Annotated in this window: 15 protein-coding genes; 12 read left to right on the top strand and 3 right to left on the bottom strand. The window is 70.0% G+C overall.

Translation table 11 applies throughout. The annotated features are described in order from the left end of the window. Positions 1-7 precede the first annotated feature (7 nt). The 9 genes from EAS64_RS41370 to EAS64_RS41330 all read left to right on the top strand — a co-directional run bounded on the left by EAS64_RS41370 (position 8) and on the right by EAS64_RS41330 (position 12,516). Positions 8-820, top strand: a complete 813-nt coding sequence (locus EAS64_RS41370) for a metal ABC transporter permease (protein WP_222850006.1) — start codon at positions 8-10, stop codon at positions 818-820. 38 nt (positions 821-858) lie between these two features. Beyond that, positions 859-2,868: a thioredoxin domain-containing protein gene (locus EAS64_RS41365; RefSeq protein WP_145862185.1), complete on the top strand. Its 2,010-nt coding sequence runs from the start codon at positions 859-861 to the stop codon at positions 2,866-2,868. Between the two features lie 182 nt (positions 2,869-3,050). Next, a complete protein-coding gene (locus tag EAS64_RS41360) occupies positions 3,051-4,367 on the top strand; it encodes a C40 family peptidase (protein WP_145862184.1) in 1,317 nt (438 codons plus the stop codon). A gap of 200 nt (positions 4,368-4,567) precedes the next feature. Further along, a complete protein-coding gene (locus EAS64_RS41355; RefSeq protein ID WP_145862183.1) occupies positions 4,568-6,601 on the top strand; it encodes a hypothetical protein in 2,034 nt (677 codons plus the stop codon). 93 nt (positions 6,602-6,694) lie between these two features. Continuing rightward, on the top strand, positions 6,695-7,195 hold the full coding sequence (abmR, locus tag EAS64_RS41350) for an ATP-binding transcription factor AbmR (protein ID WP_145862182.1): 501 nt from the start codon (positions 6,695-6,697) through the stop codon (positions 7,193-7,195). A 178-nt stretch (positions 7,196-7,373) separates the two neighbouring features. Continuing rightward, positions 7,374-8,135: an isoprenyl transferase gene (locus EAS64_RS41345; protein ID WP_145862181.1), complete on the top strand. Its 762-nt coding sequence runs from the start codon at positions 7,374-7,376 to the stop codon at positions 8,133-8,135. Positions 8,136-8,421: 286 nt separating this feature from the next. Further along, positions 8,422-9,726: an RNA 5'-3' helicase PhoH2 gene (gene phoH2 / locus EAS64_RS41340; RefSeq protein ID WP_145862180.1), complete on the top strand. Its 1,305-nt coding sequence runs from the start codon at positions 8,422-8,424 to the stop codon at positions 9,724-9,726. Between the two features lie 173 nt (positions 9,727-9,899). Further along, entirely contained in the window at positions 9,900-11,021 is a 1,122-nt protein-coding gene (locus EAS64_RS41335; RefSeq protein ID WP_342782119.1) for a glycosyltransferase family 2 protein, read from the top strand. Positions 11,022-11,124: 103 nt separating this feature from the next. Then, positions 11,125-12,516 (top strand): aspartate aminotransferase family protein, encoded by a 1,392-nt coding sequence (locus EAS64_RS41330; RefSeq protein ID WP_145862178.1) that lies wholly within the window; start codon positions 11,125-11,127, stop codon positions 12,514-12,516. 35 nt (positions 12,517-12,551) lie between these two features. Here EAS64_RS41330 and ispD read toward each other — a convergent pair whose 3' ends face one another. Beyond that, the gene (gene ispD, locus EAS64_RS41325; protein WP_145862230.1) at positions 12,552-13,265 is read right to left on the bottom strand and encodes a 2-C-methyl-D-erythritol 4-phosphate cytidylyltransferase; all 714 of its coding nucleotides are present in this window, start codon (positions 13,263-13,265) and stop codon (positions 12,552-12,554) included. Positions 13,266-13,373: 108 nt separating this feature from the next. Here ispD and EAS64_RS41320 point away from each other — a divergent pair, with 108 nt between their 5' ends. Beyond that, positions 13,374-14,567: a DUF5941 domain-containing protein gene (locus tag EAS64_RS41320; RefSeq protein ID WP_145862177.1), complete on the top strand. Its 1,194-nt coding sequence runs from the start codon at positions 13,374-13,376 to the stop codon at positions 14,565-14,567. Here EAS64_RS41320 and EAS64_RS41315 read toward each other — a convergent pair. Next, on the bottom strand, positions 14,538-15,293 hold the full coding sequence (locus tag EAS64_RS41315) for an SDR family NAD(P)-dependent oxidoreductase (protein WP_145862176.1): 756 nt from the start codon (positions 15,291-15,293) through the stop codon (positions 14,538-14,540). The two genes, EAS64_RS41320 and EAS64_RS41315, sit on opposite strands and share 30 nt — an antisense overlap. Before the next feature lie 113 nt (positions 15,294-15,406). Here EAS64_RS41315 and EAS64_RS41310 point away from each other — a divergent pair, with 113 nt between their 5' ends. Further along, complete coding sequence (locus tag EAS64_RS41310; protein ID WP_246116134.1) at positions 15,407-16,690, top strand: glycosyltransferase 87 family protein; 1,284 nt, start codon at positions 15,407-15,409, stop codon at positions 16,688-16,690. On the opposite strand, the gene EAS64_RS41305 is transcribed toward EAS64_RS41310, so the two are convergent. Further along, the gene (locus EAS64_RS41305; protein ID WP_145862174.1) at positions 16,611-17,201 is read right to left on the bottom strand and encodes an HD domain-containing protein; all 591 of its coding nucleotides are present in this window, start codon (positions 17,199-17,201) and stop codon (positions 16,611-16,613) included. The two genes, EAS64_RS41310 and EAS64_RS41305, sit on opposite strands and share 80 nt — an antisense overlap. A gap of 76 nt (positions 17,202-17,277) precedes the next feature. Here EAS64_RS41305 and EAS64_RS41300 point away from each other — a divergent pair, with 76 nt between their 5' ends. After that, positions 17,278-20,160 carry a hypothetical protein gene (locus EAS64_RS41300; protein WP_145862173.1) on the top strand — a complete coding sequence of 961 codons (2,883 nt, stop codon included), beginning with the start codon at positions 17,278-17,280 and terminating at the stop codon, positions 20,158-20,160. The last annotated feature ends 222 nt before the right edge of the window (positions 20,161-20,382 follow it).

Raw genomic sequence — 20,382 nt, 5'->3', positions numbered from 1 at the left:
CCCGCTGATGATGAACACTTGGATCGCGGGGTCGGTGGTCGCGGTGATCGCGGGGATCACCGGCTTCTTCGCGGTGCTTCGCGGTTCCACGTTCGCCGCGCACGCCATACCGAACGGCGCGTTCGCCGGCGCGGCCGGCGCCGGCCTGCTCGGCATCAACGTGCTGTGGGGCCTCGCGGTCTTCGCGGTGGGCGGCGCGCTCGGCATCGGCCTGCTCGGCTCGGAGGGACGCGGCCGCAAGGGCCGCCACGACGTGGTGACCGCGCTCACGCTCGTGGTCATGCTCGGCCTTGGCGCCCTGTTCGTCAGCGTGAGCACCCAGTACGCGGAGGAGACCTACTCGCTGCTGTTCGGCGAGGTGTTCGGGGTCAGCAGGACCGAGGTGCTGCCCATCGTCGGCCTGGGCATCGCGGCGGCCATCGCGATCGGGGTGGCATTCCGCCCGCTCATGCTCACCAGCGCGCTGCCCGAGGTGGCCGAGGCCCGCGGCGTATCCAACCGGCGGGTCGAGCTGTACTTCCTGATCGTCATGGCTCTTGCCACGTCCATGACCGTGCCGGTGGTCGGCGCGCTGCTGATGTTCAGCCTGATGATCGGGCCGGCCGCGGCGGCCCGCTCGGTCACCGCGCGGCCCGGCGCCGCCATGGCGCTGTCCGTGGCGATCGCGCTGGCCACCGTCTGGCTCTCGATCGCCCTTTCCTACCGGACCAACTGGCCGCTCGGCTTCTTCGTCGGCGTCATCGGCGCCGCCTTTTACCTCGTCGGACTCGGCGCCCGCGCCCTGGCCGGCCACTCCGTGCGCGGCGCGGTGGGGGCCTAGAGTACGCCGCACCCGTTCCGTATTAAAGAATTGAAGCCATGAACCGGCTGAAGACCGCGACAAGCCCGTACCTGCTCCAGCATGCCGACAATCCGGTTGACTGGTGGCCCTGGTCAGCTGAGGCGTTCGCCGAGGCGCGGCGGCGTGATGTGCCCGTGCTGCTCTCGGTGGGGTACGCGGCCTGCCACTGGTGTCACGTAATGGCACACGAGTCCTTTGAGGACCAGGCGACCGCCGCGGTGGTCAACGACCGCGTGGTCGCCATCAAGGTGGACCGCGAGGAACGGCCGGACATCGACGCGGTCTACATGTCGGCCACCCAGGCGATGACCGGCCAGGGCGGCTGGCCGATGACGGTGTTCATGACGCCGGACGGGGAGCCGTTCCTTTGCGGCACCTACTTCCCGCGCGCCAGGTTCACGCAGCTGGTGACCGCGGTGTCGGAGGCCTGGCAGCAGAACAAGGCACAGATAAAGTCCGAGTCGGAACGGATCTCGGCTGCGCTGGCCGAGAACGCCTCCGCCTTGGCGGGACTCGGCGGCAAGGCGGGCGAGCTCAGCCTCGGCGAGGTGACCGACGCCGCGGTGGCCGGCCTGGCCACGGGCTTCGACAGCCAGCACGCCGGCTTCGGCGGCGCGCCGAAGTTCCCGCCGTCTATGGCCCTGGAGTTCCTGCTCAGGTACCACGAGCGGACGGGAACCGAGGCGGCTCTCGCGATGGCCGAGTCGACGTGCGACGCGATGGCGCGCGGCGGCATGTACGACCAGCTTGGCGGCGGCTTCGCCAGGTACTCGGTGGACGCCACCTGGACCGTGCCGCACTTCGAGAAGATGCTCTACGACAACGCGCTGCTCGCCGCGGTCTACACGCACCTGTGGCGCAGGACCGGTTCTGCGCTCGCCCGCCGGGTGGCGGAGGAGACCTGCGACTTCATGGTCCGCGAGCTCGGCACCCGCGAGGGCGGTCTCGCCGCGTCGCTCGACGCGGACAGCGACGGGACCGAGGGCGCGTTCTATGTGTGGACACCGGACCAGCTGCGCGAGGTGCTCGGCGAGGGGGATGGCGACTTCGCGGCCGTGGCCTTCGGGGTTACCGCGGCTGGCACCTTCGAGCACGGCGCCTCAGTGCTGCAGCGGCCCGCCGAGCCGCGCGAGCACGAGCGGTTCGACCGGATTCGCGGCATCCTGCTGACCGCCCGCGAGGGACGAAACCGTCCAGGCCGCGATGACAAGGTGGTCGCGGCGTGGAACGGCATGGCAATCACCGCGCTCGCCAACGCGGGCGCGCTGTTCGGCAGGCCGGACCTGGTGGCCGCCGCGGAGAACGCGGCTCGCCTGCTGGTGTCCGTGCATTACCGCGACGGGCGGATCGTCAGGACGTCACGGGACGGTGCAGCCGGGCCGAGCGCGGGACTGCTTGAGGACTACGCCTGCGTGGCCGCTGGCCTGCTGACGCTGTCCGGGGTGACCGGGCGGCACGACTGGGTGCCCGTCGCCGGCGCGCTGCTCGACACGGTCCTCGCTGCCTTCCCCGACGGTAACGGCGGCTTCTACGACACGGCCGCCGACGGCGAGCGGCTGATCTTCCGCCCGGCCGACCCGACCGACAACGCAACCCCGTCAGGCGCGTTCGCCGCGGCGGACGCGCTGGTCAGTTACGCCGCGCTGACCGGCGACGAGCGGTACCGGGAGGCGGGCGCCGCGGCGCTCGCGGTGCTGCCGCCGATCGCGGCCAAGTACCCGCGAGCGGGCGGCATGGGGCTTTCGGTGGCCGAGGCACTGCTCTCCGGGCCAGCCGAGATCGCGATCGTCGGCCCAGACGATGACCCGCGCACCGGCGACCTCGTCCGCGCCGCGCTGCACGCCGCGCCGCCCGGTGCGGTGCTCGCCCTCGGCTCCGGTTCCAGTACTGACGGCGCGGCGATTCCGCTGCTCGAGAGCCGTCCGCTGGTGTCCGGCGGGCCCGCCGCCTACGTGTGCAGGAATTTCACCTGCCAGGCTCCGGTCACCACGCCCGCGGCGCTGCGGGAAACCCTCGCCCGCGCATGATCGTGACGGTGGACGTTTGGGTACATCCGCGTGTACCTAAACGTCCACCATCGTGATGCGTCGCCAGGCCTGACAACCTCCGAGCCGGGGTATTCGTCTTCCTGGTGAACAGTCAGCGCCCGTCGGCTGAACGGGGCGAGCGTGGCTGGACTTATGACCGTTTATTACGGCAAGGTGGCGATGTGCTGACCGAGGGGGGCCGGCGACTAGCGCGGGCAATCAGGCGTGGCGGCCGGCGGCGGATGCTGTCGGCCGGCATCGCCGTGCTCGCGGCGGCAGGCACGGTCACCGGCGGCCTTGTCGCCGTGCTCAGCGGCCCGCCGCACGGGGATTTCGCGGCTACGGGCACGCCGCTTAATCTGCCCAGGGTGCGGCCGTCGACCGGCAGCGCGCCCGTCATAGCGGGAGTGCCGCTCACGCTCATGTCCGGCGCCCGGCTGCTCGCCGGGTCACCCGTTCCCGTGGTCACGGCGCCGGGGGAGAAGGCGGCCGCGCGGCACGCGGTGGTCGCGCCGCTGCGCCAGACGGTCCAGGCGGACCTGCTCATCGTCGCGCCGTTCTCGCTGCCGCATTCGCTGCTCGGCGCGGTCACCGCGCTGCCCGGCATGGTCGCGGCCGAGCGGATCGAGGCAGTCAGGATGCGGATCAACGGGTCCGACACCGCGGTCGTGGGCGTCGACCCGTCGCAGTTCCGCTCGTTCGCCGCGAAGCCGACAGGTAAGGCAAGCGCCCTGTGGCAGGGCGTGGCCGACGGCGGCATCGCGCTGTCCTACACGATGGGCAGGCTGGACAAGATTCCGCTTGGCGGATCCGTCGTCGCGAGCGGCGCCGTGACGAAGCGGCTGCCCGTGGTGGCCTTCGGCACGCTCGGCATCGGCGGGGTCAACGCGGTGATGTCGGACGCGACCGCCCGCCAGCTTGGCGCGCCGGCCGGCAACGCGATCGTTGTCAGCATGCGGACGGAGAACTTCACCGCCGACGTCGCCGCCATCGGGAAGCTGCTGCCCAAGGGCGCCGGGGTGGAGCAGCTTGTCTCGCTCGTCAGCTCGGGCCAGGCCGGGGCCGGCTCGGTGACCTCGGCCGCGGCGCCCGCGACGGCGATAAACGCCATGCTGAGCGCCGCGATGAGCCGCAAGGGGATGCCGTATGTCTGGGGTGCGGAGGGACCCACGTCCTTCGACTGCTCCGGCTTGGTGCAGTGGTCCTTTGCGCAGGCGGGCATCGACATGCCGCGCGTCGCCGCCGACCAGGCCCTGTCCGGGCCAGCCGTGCCCGTCAGCCAGCTCCAGCCGGGTGACCTGCTCTTCTACCACACTGATCCGACCGCGCCCAATTACATCTCGCACGTTGCCATCTACCTTGGTAACGGCTGGATGATCCAGGCTCCCCAGCCGGGCGAGAACGTCGAAGTGGTGCCCGCCGCCTTCGGCACGGAGTTCGCTGGCGCGATCCGGGTGAGCCCGGCCCGGGCAGCCGCGGTGGCCGGCGGAGTGGCCTGAGCCATCCTGGCGGGACGCCCGGCCAAATTCCCCGCCGTGATGGATTCTTATTATATGTTTCTTGACCGCGCGTATTGCCGGATTATCATTTAGCGTTAATATGGAAATCATAATTTCCTGACCGGGAATGCGGGGCGGGCATGTCCAGGTTTCATTTGAAATTCTGTGTGATTATCTCGTTTATTGTCGCCATCATTACGATGGCGGCACTCCCGGTTGCGGCCAGCGCCGCGACGGCGAGTCCGGCGGCCGTCCCGGTGATGTCCCAGGTCTCAAGGGTTAACCTGCACGCTCAATTTGAGCGGGCGAGCGGTCACGTTACGGCAGGGCCTGAAGCGGGCATCGTCCCCGGCATCGGTGATCACATTCCGGCCCGCGCCACGACCCGGCTCACGGGCAAGGTGAGCAGTCCCGCCGCCGCGTGCGCCGAGCCGGATTGCAACCTGCCGTACCACGGCGGGCCGGTGCAGCACAGCCCGAAGGTGTACGTGGTCTTCTGGGGACCCAGTTGGCAGACCGACACGGGCGAGGAGGCCGCGGCGGCCTACCTGCTCAGCTTCTATCGGGGCCTCGGGACGGGCAGCGACACGTGGTCGACGATCACGTCGCAGTATGGCGACGGCAGCGGGAAGCCAGCGTTCAGCGGTGCGGTACTGGCCGGCTCGGCAATCGACACCAGCACGCCGCCCGCCGACGTGACCCCCGACGACCTCGCCGCCGAGGCGGTCGCCGCCGACGGCACCGTGGACACGGCCAACAGTCAGGTCGTGGTCGCCTCGCAGTCAGGCACCTGCTTCTCCGACGGGTTCGCTGGCAGTTCCTGCCAGCCGGTACCTGCCATGTATTGCGCCTGGCACAGTGCCGCGACGTATTCCGGCGGAGAGCTTTCCTTCACCAATCTGCCCTACCTGCTTGACGCGCCGAACTGCGGTGAGAACTGGATCAACGCGGGCACCGCAGGCACCTACGACGGGTTCGGCACCGTCAGCGGCCACGAATACGCGGAGTCGATCACCGATCCCCAGCCGTATTCCGGATGGATCGACACGGCCGACACCGTGAGCGGCGGTGAGATCGGGGACAAGTGCGCTTGGGGCGGGCAGAACTCATGGGGCGGCAACGAGCCGCGCGGGGACATCACGCTGTCCACCGGAAGCTTCGCCGTGCAGTCCCTGTGGGATAACGCGTCGGGCGCCTGCCAGATGAGTACGGGGACGCCGCCGCCTCCGCCGCCTCCGCCGCCCGCGGCGACCACGGTGACCACCTCCCTCGCAGGCGGCGCCCGGACGGGGACGGCCATCACCGTGCCGTCGGGCACGGCCGTGCAGGATTCGGCGACGCTGGCCGGCGCCAACGCGGCGGCCGCGACAGGGACAGTTACCTACACCGTGTACTCGGACGCCGCGTGCAGCACCGTGGCGGTCGCCCGGGCGGCGCAGGCCATCGGCACGCCGGGCACGCTGCCGCCGTCCGACGCGGTGACCCTCACGGCCGCGGGAACGTATTACTGGAAGGCCTCCTACTCGGGTGACGCGAAGAACGCCGCGTCCGCGAGCACCTGCGGACCGACTGGCGAGGTACAGACGGTGACGGCGGCACCTCCGCCGCCACCACCACCAGCGCCGGGGCCGTCCGTCGACAAGATCGTGAGCGCGCTCGGCAAGACCTCGGTCTCGACCAGTATCTCCACTAAGGCCAAGAGCGACCTGCTTGTCGCCTACGTGGCCGGCAAGGGGCCGCAGCGGAAAGCCCAGCTCGCGGTCGTGTCCACCAGGGGCCTGAAGTGGACGCTCCTGGCTAGGACCGATGCCGGACGGGGCGATGCCGAGGTCTGGTACGCGAGGGTGACCGGCACGGTATCGCGGCTCAAGATCTCCGCGACGGCGAAATACCGCGGCTGGCCGGTGGAGATCACCGTAGTGGCCTATAAGAACGCCTCGGGCGTCGGCAGGCACGCGACGGTGCACTCGAGCAGGGGCGCGCCGGCCGGGTCGCTCCGGACGAGCCGCGCCGGGTCGTGGGTCTTCGCTGTCGGCGACGACTGGGTGAAGACCACACCGAGAACCCCCGGTGCTGGCCAGGTGCTCGTGCACCAGACCGGAGACCGGTCGGGCGACACCTACTGGGTGCAGGCGACCAGAACGGCCACGCAAACGGCCGGGACGAAGGTGACGATCAACGACATCGAGCCAGGCACGGACCCGTACAACCTGGCCCTCATCGAAATCCTCTGACTAAGCCAAGGTAGCTGCCCCCGGCATCCATAGCGCCGGGGGCAGTGCCGTGTCCGGGTTGACGTACGACTGTTACAGAGTAATCATGTAATCATGAGTACAGAGATAGTTTCCTGGTTCCGGGGACGGCTCCCCGATGAATGGTTCACCGAGCCGGCCGAGGTCATCGTGGACCGTGAGGAGATCACGGTGCTCGGTACGCTGGCCGAGCCGGAGTCGGACGACGCGGAGTCGGCGGCTGACGGCAGGATCAAGCGGTTCCGCGAGGACACCCGCGCGCGCCGGATCGAGATCGCCCGCGAGGCGGAGCGCAAGTTCGGCAAGAAGGTCGCCTGGGGCGCGAAGTGCGGCGCGGTGAGTGAGATGTTCACCACGCTGTCCGTCCCCGTCATGACCCGCCTCAGGCAGTCCGAGCGGCGGGTGCTCGACACCCTGGTGGACGCCGGCGTCGCCAGGTCCAGGTCAGACGCGCTCGCCTGGTGCGTCCGGCTGACCGGAGAGCACGCGGACGCCTGGCTGGCCGAGCTTCGCGACGCGCTGCGCCGCGTCGAGGAGGTACGGGCACAGGGCCCCGCTGGAGAGACCAGAATCTGAGCCCGCGTCCGGCAGTCGCCACGGAAAGTCGTCCAGGGAAACGACACGTTAATTACCTCCTCTCTCACCTGCCTCTCAGGCAATGCGGCATGTCACTACGCCAGGGTCGGATACCTTGGCAGGAGACGAACCTCTTTTACTGTGACGATGTTCGCGCTGCCGCGAGGAAGGTCGGTTCATGGGATTCCGCGACCTGGTGTACCGGCTGTACGCGCGGCGGCTTGAGTCATCCCTTGCAGGCAAGGGGATACCCCGGCACGTCGGGGTCATGTGCGACGGAAACCGTCGCTGGGCCAGGTCAGCCGGGCACACCGACGTCAGCAAGGGCCACCGCAAGGGTGCCGACAAGATTTTCGAGCTGCTCCAGTGGTGCAAGGGCGCCGGCGTCGAGGTGGTCACCCTGTGGCTGCTGTCGACCGACAACCTCAGCCGCGAGGAAGAGGAGCTCGGCCCGCTGCTCGCGATCATCGAGGACACCGTCACCGGCCTGGTGGACGAGGGCTGGCACGTGAACCCGGTTGGCGCACTCGACCTGCTGCCCGACCACACCGCCCGCGTGCTCAAGCAGGCCGCCGACGCGACCGCGGGCAACCCTGGCCTGCTGGTCAACGTGGCGGTCGGCTACGGCGGGCGGCGCGAGATCGCGGACGCGGTGCGCAGCCTGCTGATGGAGCACGCGAGCAAGGGCACCACCATCGAGCAGCTCGCCGAGCTGCTCGACGTTGAGCACATCGCCGAGCACCTGTACACGGCCGGCCAGCCGGACCCGGACCTGGTGATCAGGACAAGCGGCGAGCAGCGGCTTGGCGGGTTCCTGCTGTGGCAGTCCACGCATTCCGAGTTTTACTTCTGCGACGCCTACTGGCCCGCCTTCCGCCGGGTCGACTTCCTGCGCGCACTGCGCTCGTATTCTGAGCGCAACCGGCGGTTCGGCGCTTAGTCATTTCTCCCGGGATCTCCCGGGATGGCAACTCCCCGTGCTCGGTCCTGCGGAAGTTGGGACTTTAAAGATCTCCTGATCATGGGTACCTTCGGTAGTGGCGGACGGCTCCCCAGGCCGTCCCCGCGGGAGGCCCCCTGAGATCGCTACGTGCGACGAGAGGGCCGGCGCGGCCCTCGTCTGGGGGGCAGCCCCGGTCCATCCGACACGTTTGTCCCGGAGGACCCGGGGCAACGGTGTCCTGTCCGCGGCGCCGGGTTCCGAGCCGGCGCCCAGGGGAGTTTGAGTGGCCAACTCTGTGCACCGTCGTACGTACGTCCTCGACACCAGCGTCCTGCTCGCTGACCCGGCGTCTTTCACCAGATTCGCCGAACACCACGTCGTCATCCCGGTCGTGGTGATCACCGAGCTCGAAGCCAAGCGTCACCACCCTGAGCTGGGCTACTTCGCCCGTCAGGCCCTCCGTTACCTCGATGACCTCCGCATCACCCACGGCCGGCTTGACGACGAGATCTCAGTCGGGGATCTCGGCGGCACCGCCCGGGTGGAGCTCAACCACATCGACGCGCAGGTGCTCCCGGCCGGCTTCCGGCTCGGGGACAACGACACGCGGATCCTGTCCGTGGCACGCTCCCTCGCCAACGAAGGCCACGACGTGGTCCTCATCAGCAAGGACATGCCGCTGCGGATCAAGGCGGCGTCGATAGGTCTCGAGGTACAGGAGTACCGGGCCGAGCTGCCCGTCGACTCGGGCTGGACCGGCATGGCCGAGCTCGGCGTCAGCTCGGCCGAGGTAGAGGAACTGTACGAACACGGCACACTGGACTGCGCAGCCGCCCGCGATCTACCCTGCCACACCGGGCTCGTGCTGCATACCGGCAGCGCGAGCGCGCTGGCCAGGGTGCGGCCAGACAAGCAGATACAGCTGGTCCGCGGCGACCGGGAGGCGTTCGGCCTGCACGGGCGGTCCGCCGAGCAGCGGGTCGCGCTCGACCTGCTGCTCGACCCCGACATCGGCATCGTGAGCATGGGCGGCCGCGCGGGAACCGGCAAGTCGGCGCTCGCGCTGTGCGCCGGCCTCGAGGCGGTCATGGAGCGCAGGCAGCACCGCAAGGTCATCGTGTTCCGGCCGCTGTACCCGGTCGGCGGCCAGGACCTTGGCTACCTGCCTGGCTCAGAGGCCGAGAAGATGGGCCCGTGGGCGCAGGCGGTCTACGACACGCTCTCGTCGGTCACCACCCAGGACGTGATCGACGAGCTGGTCGCCCGTGACATGTTCGAGGTCCTGCCGCTGACGCACATCCGCGGCCGGAGCCTGCACGACGCGTTCGTCATCGTCGACGAGGCGCAGTCGCTCGAGCGCGGCGTGCTGCTCACCGTGCTGTCACGGATCGGCACCGGCTCCCGGGTCGTGCTCACCCACGACATCGCGCAGCGTGACAACCTGCGCGTCGGCAGGCACGACGGCGTGATAGCGGTGATCGAGAAGCTCAAGGGCCACCCGCTGTTCGCGCACGTCACCCTCACCAGAAGCGAGCGCTCTGCGATCGCCGCCCTCGTCACCGATCTGCTCGAAGACACGCAGTTGTAGCCCGGGGGGACGGACTTCCGGCACGGGGGGCTCCCGCTCCCCGTCCCCCCTGGCCCCCGATGTCCGGCGTGGGCGGGCCGATGGCAAGAAGCGCCATCGTATCGGCCCGCCCCCACCGGACGGAAAGTCTGGGTGCGACCCCCAGTCCGGCATGGCCGCCTAAACTGCTTACCGTGACCGGCGTCATCGGCAGAGATCAAGATCGTCATCCCGAACGGGAGCGGCTGGCTCCCCACGCGGACCATGACTCCGCCGGGGAGCCGGCAGTGCTTCCCGCTGTCTCCGTCGTCATGCCGGTGCTCAACGAGGAGCGGCACCTCGCCGAGTCGGTGGCCGCCGTGCTGGGGCAGGAGTACCCGGGCGGATTCGAGCTGGTACTCGCGCTCGGCCCGTCCAAGGACCGGACCGACGCGATCGCCCGCGAGCTCGCCGCCGACGACGACCGGATCACCGTGGTGCCCAATCCCTCCGGCCAGATCGCCACGGCGATGAACGCGGCGGTGAAGACGGCGCGGCATGACATCATCACCCGCATCGACGCCCACTCGATGCTCCCCGACGGCTATCTGCGGACCGCCGTCCGCGCGCTCATGGAGACCGGCGCGGCCGACGTCGGCGGCTGGATGGCCGCGGAGGGGATCACCCCGTTCCAGCAGGCCGTCGCCTGGGCGATGACCTCGTCGTTCGGGATGGGCGCCGCCGCCAACCACACGAGCGGCGACGCGGGCCCCGCGGACACGGTGTACCTCGGGGTGTACCAGCGGAAGGCGATCGAGCGGGCCGGCGGCTACGACGAGACCATGCTGATCGCGGAGGACTGGGAGCTCAACTACCGGATCCGCGCGGCGGGCGGCCTGATCTGGTTCACCCCCGACCTCAAGGTCACCTACCGGCCGCGGGCCACCCTCGGCACCCTGGCGAAGCAGCAGTTCAGGTACGGCCGCTGGCGGCGGGTCGTGGCGCGCCGGTACCCGGAGACGGTCAACTCCCGCTACCTGGCGCCTGCCGTGGCGACCGCGCTCAACGCCGCCGGCCTGGCCGTCGGGCTCGCGGGAGTCATCGGTGGCGGGGCGGGAGCGCCCGAACCCGTTCGGTACCTGTCTCTCGGGTTCGTCATTCCCGCGGTCTACCTAGCCGGGGTCAGCGGAGTCGCGGCGCTGTTCGCCAGGGACGTGTCGGTCAGCGTGCGGGCGCGGGTGCCGCTCGTCCTCGCCGCGATGCACACCTGCTGGGGCGCCGGGTTCCTGACCAGCCCGAAGCGCCTCGCCCGGCGGCACGCACGCGCCCGGCACTGACACGCTCGTCGGCTTGCGACCTTATCGGCAGGTTGCCCGCCGATAAGATTCGCTCTATTGGCCTGCGGAGGGCGACCCCCGCACCCCCGACAAGGATCGTGTGATGGGCTTTGATCTAGGCGCTGAGCTGGCGGCGGTTCGCGGCCAGGGGTATGACCTGCACTCCAAGTACCTGAACCCGCAGCTGCCGCGCACGCTGCACACCATCGGCTTCGACAAGGACTACGTGCGCGGCGAGGGCGCCTACCTGTACGACGCGGAAGGAAACGCATACGCGGACTTCCTGTCCGGCTTCGGGGTGTTCGCCGCCGGCCGGTCCCACCCGGTGATCAAGAAGGCGCTGCAAGACGCCATCGACATGGACTTCGCGGCGTGGACCCAGTTCGACTGCCAGCCGATCATGGGCCTGCTCGGGCAGAAGCTGCTCGCCAAGGCTCCCGGTCTTGAGCGCGTTTTCTTCTGCAACAGCGGCACCGAGGCCGTCGAGTCGGCGCTCAAGTTCGCCCGCCACTCCACCGGCAAGGGCCGCGTCCTCTACGCCCGCCACGGCTTCCACGGCCTGACCGCCGGGTCGCTGTCGGTCAACGGCGCGGAGGAATTCAAGGCCGGCTTCGGCCCGCTGCTGCCCGGTACGGAGATACCGCTCGGCGACATCGCCGCCCTGGAGGCGGAACTGCGCAAGGGCGACGTCGCCGCGCTGATCGTCGAGCCGGTGCAGGGCCACGGCGTGCTGATGACGCCGCCCGGCTTCCTGCCCGCGGCGAAGACGCTGCTGCACAAGAATGGCGCGCTGCTGATCTGCGACGAGGTTCAGGTCGGCCTCGGCCGCACCGGCCGGTTCTTCTCCTACCAGTACGACGACGTCCAGCCGGACATCGTCACCGTCGCCAAGGCGCTGTCCGGCGGCTACGTTCCGGTCGGCGCGATGCTGACCACGGACAAGATCTTCTCCTCCGTCTACTCCTCGATGGACAAGGTCATGGTCCACTCCACGACCTTCAAGGGCGGACCGCTCGCCATGGCCGCGGGCCTCGCCGCCCTCGCCGTCATCGACGACGAGGGCCTGGTGGAGAACGCGGAGCGGCGCGGCGCCGAGCTGATGCGCGGCCTCGAAGGCCTAGCCGCCAAGTACGACCTGATCAAGGACGTGCGCGGCAAGGGCCTGATCATCGGCATCGAGTTCGGCCGGCCGTCGGGGCTGAAGGCGAAGGCCGGCTGGGCCATGCTGCAGAAGGCACGCGTCGGGCTGTTCGCCCAGATGGTCGTCGTCGCACTGTTCCAGCGGCACCGGATTCTCACCCAGGTCTCCGGTGACCACATGGAGGTCATCAAGCTCATCCCGCCGCTGATGATCGGGGAGGCGGAGGTCAAGCTGTTCGTGGACGGCCTCGCCGACGTGCTCGACGACGCGTCCAAGGGGTCGGGTCTGATGTGGGACTTCGGCCGGACTTTGATTAAGCAGGCTGTCAGACAACCACTCGTCGGACGCACCTGACATCACTTCCGAAGCATGAGTCCCACAAGAGCTGGCTATGGCGCTTGAGTTGGCCTGCGGATGCGGATTAGGGCTTCGGCTATTTCCAGGTCGGCGGGGTGGGTGATTTTGATGTTGTCTTCGCTGCCCGGGATTATGTGCACGGGGGTGTCCGGGAGGTAGCGGAGGACAACGCCGCAGTCGTCGGTGGGCTGGAACTCCGGGTCAGCGGCCGCCAGCGCGTGCGCCTTGACGATCGTTTCCAGGTGGAAGCACTGAGGGGTCTGCGCGCGATAGAGGGTTTCGCGCGGCGGAACATGTGCGATGACGCCGTCATGGACAGTCAGGATCGTGTCGGAGGTTGGTACCGCCGTGCCGATGGCCTCGTGGTCCTCGAGCGCTCCCAGGCAGTCGGCGATGATGCGCCGGGTGACCAGCGGGCGGGCCGCGTCGTGGATGAGGACGCCAGTCTCGTTCCCCCGGTGCCGGGCGCCTATGTACGCGAGGGCGGCGCGAACCGAGTCCGAGCGAGTGACGCCGCCCTCGATGATCGCGCTGACCTGATCGCCGACCAGTCGCTTTGACTCCTCGTGGTAGGCGAGCGGCATGACGAGCAGAATCTCGTCGATTCCCGGGGCGGCGGCGAACGCGGCGACGCAGTGCTCGACGAGCGTCCTGCCGTCGAGGGTGAGCAACTGCTTGGGCAGTGCCGCGCCGAACCGGGTGCCCACGCCGCCGCCGAGCACCACCGCCACCATGCGTTTCGCCATCACATCTGCGGACTTTACCCGGTGCGTCGCGCACCGATTCCCGAAGGATTCACTGCTGCGCGGCTACGCTGAGATAACGGCTCCGTATCAATGAATCCGAGGGCGGGCATGAATGGCCACCTGAGCGCGCGCCAGTCAGCAGCGCTCTCCCGGCTTTCGCCGCTCACACTGTCCCAGATCTCGGTGGGCTTCGCGATGATCGCGGCGGTATGGCTGACCGTCGCCTCGGTGCACGGCGAGGTGATCGCGCTCGTCGCGGCGATAGCCGTGGTGGTGTGCGGCCACGCGGGCCGCGTGCTGGCCGGCCGGCGTCCGGCCACTGTGGTGGAGTGGGGCCTGATCGGCTGCGGCATGCTCGCCGAGCTGATCATTTACGTGGCGATCGCGGCGTCCGTCAGCCTGCACATGGCGGGCTCACAGCCAGGCCTGGCAGCGACGGTGCTGCGCGGCACGTTCGTCGCAAGTCTGGGCGGCCCCGGCGCAGACGGCGTGTGGCAGCTGGCGATCATGGCGGCGATCATCACGCCGCTACTGCCCATGGTGGACCTGTGCGTGCACGGCCCCTCGCTGCCGGGCAGCCGGCTGCGGGTCTTCGGGCCGCCTGGTGACGTCAGGCTGCCCGTCGTGTGCGCAGCCGACCTGCTGTTCGGCGCCCGGGCGGCCTTCCTCGCCGTGTTCGTGCTCGGCCTCGCCGCCCTCGCCGCGACCGTCATCGACGGCAATCGCCAGGCGCGGGACCGCGGCGAGCTTCGGGGCTACCGCGGGGACGGCCGGATCTCGGTGTGGATCGGCGGATGGGTCGGCGGCCGGGTGCCGCCGCTCGCCCCGCTGGTCGTCGGGCTGCTGGTGACCGGGGTGCTGACCGCCCTCGGGCTGCGGAACCAGCCGGGCATCCTGCTGCTCACCCCGGTCGAGGCGATGCTGCTCGCCGCGTTCGCCTCCTGGCATCCGCACGACGGGCGGAGCGACTGGGTGGTGCCGCCGCTGCTCCACGCGGCCGAGTACGTGTTCCTCGCCGAGATAGGCTTCGCCTGCCGGGTCTATCCGCCGCTCACCTTCGCCGTGGTCTCGGCGGTCGGGCTCAGGCATCTCGACCTCGGCTACCGGGTGCGCGGCGGCCTCGCGGCTGGCATCGACAGGCGCGCGCTCGGCTGGGAGGGCCGGATGATCGTCGTCGGCATCGCCGCGGCGGTCGGCATCGCGCCGGTGGCGTACGGCGCGCTCGCCTTCTACATGTGGTGGCGGGTCCTCAGGGACTGGCTCGTCGGCTGGTCAGCTCGACATCCCGCCGTCAACCGCTAGCGTCGCTCCGGTCATGAAGGAGCTGTCGTCGCTGGCCAGGAAGACCATGGCCCGCGCGATCTCCTCGGGTCCCGCGTGCCTGCCGAGAGGGATCATGCCGTCGAAGATGGCCGCCGCGGTGTCCCTGTCGGCGCCGGTCGCGGCCTCCTCGACGATGTGCTGGAACTCGTTGTTCACCGGGCCCGGGTGGATCGTGTTGACCCGGATGCCGCGCGGCGCGAGCTCGGCGGCGATCGTCCGCATCAGCCCGACCTGGGCGTGCTTGGCAGTCGAGTAGCCGGCGATCTGCGGTGCGGCGGTGAGGCCGACCACGCTCGAGGTGAAGATGATGGACGCCCCGCCCGACAAGTACGGCACGGCGTGCTTGGCGAGCAGGAAGGCGCCGCGGACGTGCACCGCGAGGCTCTGGTCGAAGGAGTCCTCCGGATAGTCGGCGATCGGCCCGGTCGCGCCCTTGATCCCCGCGTTGGCCACCACCACATCGAGCCGGCCGAACCGCTCGACCGCCGCGTCGACGGCGGCCTTGACCTGAGCGGAGTCGGTAACGTCCGTCAGCTGCCAGGCGGCGCGCTCGCCGAGTTCCGCCGCGCCCGCCTTCAGGCCGGACTCGGAGATGCCCGCGAGGAAGACGCTCGCTCCCTCGGCTGCCATCGCGCGGGCGGTCGCCATGCCGATGGACCCCTCGCCGCCGGTGATGATGGCGACCTTGCCGTCTAGACGTCCCATGGCGCAATACTGGCAACACGCACAGCTACCCGTCTACCGTGCCCAGTTGTAATGATCACAGGGAATTGGGTTGACCCGGTTTGCGGCCGCCCGCCGGGTAGAATCTGCCGGTGATGGGTGGCACAAGGCCTGGTGCCGGATTCGAGTCACCGGCTGCCATGCGGCGACGCTGGCTGGCCGGCATCTTCGCCATCTCGCTGCTCTGGGCGGTTCTGGTCGCGGTCTTCAGTTCCGACCCGGTCCACCAGCTCTGGGGCGAGATGGCCGCGGTCGGATACGGGCTTGCCCTGCTCTGCGTGGTGGCGCTCAGGCACGGGCGGACCGCGGACCTCGCGGTTGGCCTGTCCTTCGCCGGGGCGCTGCTCGCGCCGCTGGCGTGGATGGCGGCCAAGGGCCTTGAACAGCCGGAGGTGGCGGTCGTCGCCAATTCCGGCTACACGCTTATCCACCAGGGCACCCCCTACGCGGACGCCGCCGTGCTCGCCGGGGCTCAGGATCCCAACCAGTACAACCCCTACCTGCCGGTGATGGCGCTGTTCGGGCTGCCGCGCGCACTGCTCGGTCACGGCATGCTCACCGATCCGCGGATTTGGTTCGGCGTGGTGTTCCTCGGCATATTCTGGCTCGCGCTGCGGCGCGGCGGTGCGCTCGACCCGGGCCGCTGGACGATTCTGGTGGCCGCGAGCCCGGTGATCGCCTTCGAGCTTGCCGTCGGCGGGACCGACGTGCCGATGGTGGCGTTCCTTTGCCTCGGATTCGCCTATCTGTGGCGGCGGCAGCCGGTCCTGGCCGGCTTCGCGCTGGGCATCGGCGCGGCGATGAAGGCGACCGCGTGGCCCGCGCTGCTCGTCGCCATCGCGCTGCTCGCGGTCCGCGACGGCAAGCAGGCCGTCGGCCGCTTCACGCTCACCGCGGTAGGCGTGGTCGTCGCATGCGTCGGCCCGTTCGTACTCGGCCACCCGAAGGCGCTGGTCGAGAACACGATCATGTTCCCGCTCGGGCTGGCTAGTGTCACCTCTCAGGCGTCGAGCCCGCTGCCCGGGCACATCATCTCCGCCACCTGGCCGCACGCCGGGCACACCGTGGTCGTCGTGCTGCTCGCGCTGTCTGGGTTGGCGGTGGCGGTGTCGCTTGTGGCCCGGCCGCCGCGAACGGTGTCCCGCGCTGTGGCGCTGCTCGCGGGTGCGATGACGCTCATGTTCGCGCTGGCGCCGTCCACCAGGTTCGGCTACTTCATCTACCCGGCCACGCTGGCGATCTGGCTGCTCGCCATCCGCGCGGGGAACGAGGTCAGGCAGCGGCAGGAGGAAGAGCCGCCTACGCCAGATCTCGATGAGCCTCCGCCCAGCTCGCGTACCATTCCGCCCACCATGCCCGCGCCGCGGCCAGTGGCATGATGTAGCGGACCGTCTGCGCGTAGTACTCCCGCTGCTTCTGCGGCGCGAGGTTGCGCAGCGTCTGCACGTTGGATGCCCGGTCGGCGAGCTTCACGAGGATCGCGTCGTCCGGCGCGTCCGCGAGACCCTTCAGGTACGCCTCCTTGGACGCCTTGCGGTCGGCGCCGCCGGCCGTCTCCGGCTTGGTGACCCAGGCGACCATGCCCGCGACCCGGTCGCCGAACGCAGTCCGTACGTCCTCGATGGTGCAGGGCGTGTCCTCGACCACGTCATGCAGCACGGCGGCGCACAGCACGTCGGGGTCGGTGACGCCGGCGCCGCGGACCAGGACCTCGACCGCCTCGAGCAGGTGCTCGGCGTAGGGCGCTCCGGTCGGGCGCTGCTGATCGCCGTGATAGGCGAGCGCGAACCCGACCGCCGCCGCCAGCGCGTCGCAGGTGGATGCGGGCAGCAGGCGGCGCAGCTCGGGCTCCGCGCGCTGCCACGTCTGCCAGTTGGTGAACACTTCCATACGGATTAGTGTGCGACGGCGCGGCCCTGCCGTGGCGGGAAAGAGTCGCATACGTTCTCCGTCTACAGTGGGGTCCGTGCGCCTACGACTGCCTGCCGTGCGCGTCCGTGGAGGCGATACCCCGGACGAGACGACCGCCCGCGCCGCATCGGCCGCCGGGCCGCGAGCGACGGCCCGGCCGCAGGCGGCCGCCGGGCCGAAAGCGGCCGCCGGAGAGCCGGGTGCCGTCGAGGCGAAGTACGCAACCGTTCGGGATCGAGATAAGCGGAAGCGGCCGGGAACGGTTAGCGGCGCGCGAGCCGCGGCGGGGCGGCTGCGGCCCTATTACTCGCGGTTGTCCGAGCCGGCCGGGCGGGCGGCCGCGCGCGGGCGGGAGCTTGCCCGCCGCTGGTGGTGGCTGCCTGGCTGGGCCTTCGCGGCGGTCACGATCGCGCCTGCGCTGCTGGCCGTGGCGTGGCTGGCGCCGGGGGTGGGGATGCTGCTCGCGGGGCGGCTGCTGCCGCTGCCGATGGTGATCATCTTCGTGCCACTTGCGGTCGCGCTGTGTTACTTCGCGATGCGGCGGCTGCCGGTCAGCTGGCCGAGGTTCGGCGACTCCATCGACGACGTTCCGCCCGCAGCGGCCGCCGCTCCTGCGCCGGCTGGCGATCCGGCGGTGACTGCCGATCTCGCGGATGCCGCCGAGCTTGCCGGGGCAGCCGGTCCGGAACGGCGTCAGGTGCCGCTCGGCGCGCTGCTGGCGACGGTGGCGATCGCGGCCGGGTTCGGAGTGTGGCAGGCGGTCTTCCGGTCCGAGCAGCTGTTCGCGGCCCGCGATCCCGGCATCTACCTGCAGTACGGCTACTGGATCGCCGAGCACGGCACGGCGCGGATTCCCACCTCGGCCGCCGCGTTCGGCAACGCCGCCGGGCTGAGCTTCGCGAGCACGGGCTTCACCGTGTCGGGCGGATCCCTCATGCCGGCGTTCCTGCCCGGGCTGCCGCTGGTCCTCGCCGCGGGGACCTGGCTGGGCGGCCTTGGCGGCACGCTGTTGATGCCGGCGGTGCTCGGCGGCTGCGCCGTGCTCGCATTCGCCGGGCTCGTGGGGCGGCTGTGCGGCGCGTGGTGGGCGGCAGCCGGCGCGCTCGTGCTCGCGGTGAGTCTGCCCGAGGTATACGCGTCGCGCACCCCGTTGAGCGAGCCACTCGTGCAGATCCTGCTGTTCGGCGGGCTGTCGCTGTTTACCGATTCACTGTCGCGGCCGCTAACGCTGTCACAGCCGCTTCCGCTAGGCGGGGCCGCATGGGCGCGGCGCGGCGGGCTCGCGCTTGCCGGGCTCGGCGGCCTCTCGCTCGGCCTGACCGTGCTCGTCTCCATCGGATCGCTCGGCGTCCTGCTGCCCGCCTTCCCCGTCCTTGCCTACCTGTTCGTGGCCGGGCGGCCGCAGGCTGGGCCGTTCGGGATCGGCCTCTTCATCGGCATCGGGCTCGGCCTGGCCGCGGGTCTCGAGCTGTCGCGCGCGTACCTGGCAAGTGTGTCGACCCAGTTGCACCTGATCGGACTGTGCGCGGCTGGGTTCGGCGTGGTCACTGCTCTCGTGGCGCCGCTCGCTTTCCCTGGCTTCCGCGACCGGATGCGGCGCATCGTGCGCGGCCGGCTGCACATCGTCGGGCTCGGCGGCGAAGAGGTAGCCCTGCCGTCGCTTGGGATGGTGGCGCAGTGGCTGGCCGTGGCGCTCCCGGTGCTCGTGCTCGTCGGCTTCGCGCTTCGGCCCTACTTCCAGACCGTCCGCGGCCAGACCGATCCGGCGGTAGCCAGGCAGGTCGCCTCGCTGCAACGGCTCGAGGGCCTCCCCGTCGACGGCCTGCGCCAGTACTTCGAATCGAGCCTCGACTGGGTGCTGTGGTATCTCGGCGTGCCGGCCGTGATTCTCGCCTGCGCGGGAGCGGCCGTGCTCGGTAGGCGTTCTGTGCGGTTGCTGATCACCGCGGGCACATCCGCCACGCCTTCTGGTCCATACACCGCACCGGGGTCGGCTGCCTCTCCCGCTTCAGAGTCATCCGCCGCTAGTTCGTCTCCCGCGTCTCCTGGTTCAGAATCACCGGCCGCTGGCGCCTCTCCTGCATCGGCAGAGGAACCTGCTCTCGACTCAACCGCCACCTTCAACACACCCGCCTTCCTTGAGGCGTCCGCCTCTTTTGAGTCCTCTCTCGCCGCGGCGCGGCTGTGGGGGCTGCCGTTCCTGATCATCGCCTGGTCCGTGGTCACCGTCCTGTGGGACCCGGCCGTCGTCCCTTGGCAGCCGATGGCAGTCCACCGCCTGGTACCCGTGGTCTTCCCAGGTCTCTTGCTGCTCGCGCTGTGGGTGTCGTCACGCCTGACTTCACGAGCATCGCTGCTTGGCGCCTCACGCCTGGCCGTCGGCCTTGTCGGCACCTGCTGCGTGCTGGCCCTGGCGATCCCGCCGCTCGTTACGACCCTGAACCCCGGTCTCGCTCCCAAGGCGTCGGTGAGCCGTTATTCGTCAGGGGTCGCGAAGCTGGTCAGCCGCATCCAGCTGCGCGGCGTCGGCGCTTCGTCCACCTACGGCGGCTCGGTGGCCGCCGCCACGAGGCTGTGCTCCGCCATCGGCAAGTCCGCAAGCGTGATCTTCATTGACGCCGCGACTGCGGCGAACTTCGCGCCGATCGTCCGCGGCCAGTGCGGCCAGCCAGCCGCGACGCTTGTCACGTCCGCGGCGTCCGCGGCCTCCGCCGCGGCGCTGCTCGAGAAGGCCGCGACCGCGATCGAGAAGGCCGGCCGCCGCCCGGTGATCCTCGGCCCGACTCGGTCCGCGGTGTCCCTGTTCGGGGTCGTGCCCAAGCACGTGGTCGCACTGAAGACGCAGCGGGACGCCGAGGTTCTTACCGGGCCGCCCGCTGGCACGTGGCCGGTTTATTACTCGGTATGGATGGCGTCGCCGCTCGGTTCTGACACCTGACATAAGCCGCAATTCTCCACATGCGACGGCCTCTCTGCTTACTGCGGGTAATTCCCTTGAGGATGTCGAGGCTTGCCCGGGGAGGCGATAAGGTGCCCTCCAACGGTGCCCTTTCACCGTCGGCGGTGCGATTCCGAGCACGTAAATCTGGCAAGGATTTGTTCCACATTGCGGGACGCTTCCATACCGCGCGGCCGCGGTTGCCGTCCGGCACGGGGCTCT

This window comes from Trebonia kvetii, from assembly GCF_007827045.1.
GTDB lineage: Bacteria > Actinomycetota > Actinomycetes > Streptosporangiales > Streptosporangiaceae > Trebonia > Trebonia kvetii.
The sequence above is the reverse complement of the archived record's forward strand: the minus strand, read 5'-3'. Positions and strand labels throughout refer to the sequence as shown.

What these genes read in the sequence shown, in the direction of transcription:
- EAS64_RS41345 (WP_145862181.1), top strand. Translation starts at nt 7,374, where the DNA reads ATGGGATTCCGCGACCTGGTGTACCGGCTGTACGCGCGGCGGCTTGAG.
- abmR (WP_145862182.1), top strand. Translation starts at nt 6,695, where the DNA reads ATGAGTACAGAGATAGTTTCCTGGTTCCGGGGACGGCTCCCCGATGAA.
- EAS64_RS41320 (WP_145862177.1), top strand. Translation starts at nt 13,374, where the DNA reads ATGAATGGCCACCTGAGCGCGCGCCAGTCAGCAGCGCTCTCCCGGCTT.
- EAS64_RS41365 (WP_145862185.1), top strand. Translation starts at nt 859, where the DNA reads ATGAACCGGCTGAAGACCGCGACAAGCCCGTACCTGCTCCAGCATGCC.
- EAS64_RS41355 (WP_145862183.1), top strand. Translation starts at nt 4,568, where the DNA reads ATGGCGGCACTCCCGGTTGCGGCCAGCGCCGCGACGGCGAGTCCGGCG.
- EAS64_RS41305 (WP_145862174.1), bottom strand. Translation starts at nt 17,201, where the DNA reads ATGGAAGTGTTCACCAACTGGCAGACGTGGCAGCGCGCGGAGCCCGAG.
- EAS64_RS41370 (WP_222850006.1), top strand. Translation starts at nt 8, where the DNA reads ATGATGAACACTTGGATCGCGGGGTCGGTGGTCGCGGTGATCGCGGGG.
- EAS64_RS41315 (WP_145862176.1), bottom strand. Translation starts at nt 15,293, where the DNA reads ATGGGACGTCTAGACGGCAAGGTCGCCATCATCACCGGCGGCGAGGGG.
- ispD (WP_145862230.1), bottom strand. Translation starts at nt 13,265, where the DNA reads ATGGCGAAACGCATGGTGGCGGTGGTGCTCGGCGGCGGCGTGGGCACC.
- EAS64_RS41310 (WP_246116134.1), top strand. Translation starts at nt 15,407, where the DNA reads ATGGGTGGCACAAGGCCTGGTGCCGGATTCGAGTCACCGGCTGCCATG.
- EAS64_RS41330 (WP_145862178.1), top strand. Translation starts at nt 11,125, where the DNA reads ATGGGCTTTGATCTAGGCGCTGAGCTGGCGGCGGTTCGCGGCCAGGGG.